Here is a 2,933-nt window from a genome sequence, read left to right on the forward strand (position 1 = left end):
GATACCTCACCCCGCTGGAGATCCGACAGCGACACGAGCAAGAACACGCCCTCGCGGCGTAAGCAACGAGTGTCCAGCATCACGGGGAAAGTCCACCCTTCGCTTTCCAGGGCTGATGGGGTGGCCCGGTCTCGGTATGAGGTTGTGAGGCGCGGCCCCTCAGCCAGGAGGGGAGCTCCCACGACTGAAGGGACCGCGCCCGCGACCGGAGTAGGTCAAGCTCCGATCGGTGTCCGGTCCGCCGCCGACTCCCGATCGCGAGGGAGAACCACAGGCGGCGGATCGGAGATCATCAGCGCGGTCTGTGCTCAGCACCGCCGTCCAGATCGAAGCGGCACCAGACCGTCTTGCCGCCCCCGTCTCCCGGCGTCCACCACACGGCCGTGGCAAGTCGCTGAGCGATGAGCAGCCCACGCCCGCTGTCCGGCAACACCGCCTCGGACAGCTCCCCCACCAGCCCCGGCGAGAAGGTCTCGCACACCGGCAGCAGGGGAGGCGTCGAGTCCTCATCAGCAACGCCGATGAACAGCCACTTCGGCCACACCTTGAAGATCACGTCGATACGCCGACAGCCACCCGGCCGAGCCAGATCCCGATCAGGCACCGCGTGGTTCACCACGTTCCCGACCAGCTCCGAGACGACCAACCGGGCATCGTCCACCACGTCAGCGGCGCCCGCGCACCGAAGGAACTCGGCCGTCTGATCCCGCGCGACGCGTGCCGTGTTGCCGCACTCGGCGAAGAGCGTCAGCGTCAGGAAGTGCCCAGCAGACGACGGATCCGGCGCCACGAACCAGTGGGCGTAGGCGTCCAACTCGCTCGCCAGGCTTTTAGCCTTCCCCGCATCCATCATGTCCCCTTCCGAGCCCGAGACGGCCCTCATGTCACCACTTGCTGCACGCAAGCCAGTACACGACGGAAGGTCTCTGACCGGGAGCGTTCACCAGGGGGTTCACGTGAACACCGGCAAACGCAAAGGGGGTTCACCGATGAACCCCCCAGCGAGAGTCTGCTGTGACACGATGAACACTCGCCGTCATTCTCGGGTTGGCAGGGGAGCATGAACCGAGAGCCGAACGCGCAGTTGATCGCCGTCATGTATGAGGCCAAGGTCTCGAACAAGGGTCTGGCCAAGCGGATGCAGGACGCCGCCGCACAGCGCGGCGTAAGCCTCGGAACCACGCACGTTTCCGTGAAGCGCTGGCGCGAGGGTTCGGGCATCCAGCCGCAGGCAGCAGCGATCATGGCCGATGTCCTGAGCGCCAAACTGGGCCGTCGCCTCACGCCGAGCGATCTTGGCTTCTTCGACATCGCGCGGCCGGCCGCCCCTGAGCCGATTGGGTACCCCAGCACGGTGCCGGAGGCACTGTCTGTGTTGGGGAGCCTCGCCGACGAGCGCGCCGAAGCCCCGGCCGCCGATCAGCTGACCATCGCGGACGGAGACCTCAGCGCAGCGGTCCTGTCATGGATGATCGCGCGCCCTGACGGCATCCAGGCCGACCGCCCCGCACACCAACGAGTCGGCATGCGCGACGTCCGCGCCATCAGGGACGCCGCCAGCATGTTCATGCAACTCGACTTCAAATACGGCGGAGGCCACGGCCACAAAGCCTTACGCCACTACTTCCGCCACGAGGTCCTGCCCCTGCTGGACGCCAGCTACAGCGAGAAGACGGGCAACGCGTGATTTAGCGCCGCCGCGGAAGTCTCGCAACTGCTCGCATGGACCGCGTACGACACCGGAAATCACCGGCTCGCCCACCGCTACCTGACTTCCACGCTGCGCCTGACCCAGGTCATCGACGACCGCATGTTCGGCGCCCGCATCCTCGGCAACCTCAGCCACCAGGCCAACTACCTCGGACACCACGCACAGGCCATCCAACTAGCCCGTGCCGCGGTCGAGGGCGCCAAGAGCCGAGCCACCCCTCGTGCCATGGCGAACTACTCCGCGATGGAAGCACGCGCCTTGTCGAACGCAGGCGACCCAGTCGCAGCCGGACGCGCCATGAACGAAGCGGAACGCCACTTCGAACGCGCGGACACTGGGGAAGATCCCGCGTGGCTGAGCTACTTCGACTCAGCGGAACTCATGGGTGAACTCTGCCACTGCTTCCGCGATCTCAAGATGCGCCGAGAAGCGGTCGAGCAGGCACAACGAGCCGTGGACAGCACAGACCCGAAGTACGCGCGCACGCTCGGGTTCTGCCGCATGGTTCTCGCCCAGAGCCAGCTACTCAACGGCGAGCTTGAGGCCGCCGTCCGGACAGCCAGCCTGGCCGTGGACGGCGGGGACAGCCTCCAGTCAAACCGCTTCCAGCGCTACGTTACCGACTTCCAGGCCGAGGTAAGCGGGCACGTAGGCAACCCAGTGGTGACCACCTTCAATGACCAGGTACGCGATGCCCTGGCCCGCCTGGACGACGACGAGTAACGCCCTACCAAGGACGCCAATCCCGCGGAGCAGCGTCATCACGCAGTGCCGCAATGCGTCGGCCGTACTCCGCCGCCGTCTTCTCGTCCTCCCGGATGTTCTGCATCAGCCACGTCGTCATACCGAACTCTTGGAGGCCCCGCAGAGTCTCGTAGCCCGGCCAGTCGTACAGGTCGCGCCCGTACTCGGCTACAAAGTCAGCGTACTGCTCGTCGCTCTGCCACCCAAGGCTGTGATGTTCAACGGCCGTGACCATCAGATCCCATTCAGGGTGGTCGTAGCAGAAGGCCTCAAAGTCGATGAGCACCACCTGCCCACGGTCGTCCACCATGAGGTTCTGCACGTGAGCATCCCCATGCACCGGCCCCTTGGGCGTCTCGAACCGGAGCTCTGCATACCGATCTTTGAAGCTTCCCCTTGATGTTGGACACCTGGAGACTGGGACGTGAGGTTCCAGAGGAAGTAGTGCCAGGTGGGAAGCAAGAGCAACCGCAGCAGG

General features: G+C 65.5%; 2 protein-coding genes and 1 pseudogene. 1 reads left to right on the forward strand and 2 read right to left on the reverse strand.

What is annotated here, in order from left to right; all coding sequences use genetic code 11:
- Positions 1 to 292: 292 nt before the first annotated feature.
- A complete protein-coding gene (locus ACIOWN_RS34450) occupies positions 293 to 850 on the reverse strand; it encodes an ATP-binding protein (protein ID WP_401984472.1) in 558 nt (185 codons plus the stop codon).
- A gap of 210 nt (positions 851 to 1,060) precedes the next feature.
- Here ACIOWN_RS34450 and ACIOWN_RS34455 point away from each other — a divergent pair.
- Positions 1,061 to 2,434: pseudogene (locus ACIOWN_RS34455) on the forward strand (sporulation protein).
- A gap of 4 nt (positions 2,435 to 2,438) precedes the next feature.
- Here the strand turns inward: ACIOWN_RS34455 and ACIOWN_RS34460 are convergent.
- On the reverse strand, positions 2,439 to 2,933 hold a 495-nt coding region (locus ACIOWN_RS34460), incomplete at its 5' end, for a phosphotransferase family protein (RefSeq protein WP_401984471.1).

Origin of the sequence: Streptomyces sp. NPDC087787 (genome assembly GCF_044743035.1) — a bacterium.
Taxonomy (GTDB): domain Bacteria; phylum Actinomycetota; class Actinomycetes; order Streptomycetales; family Streptomycetaceae; genus Streptomyces.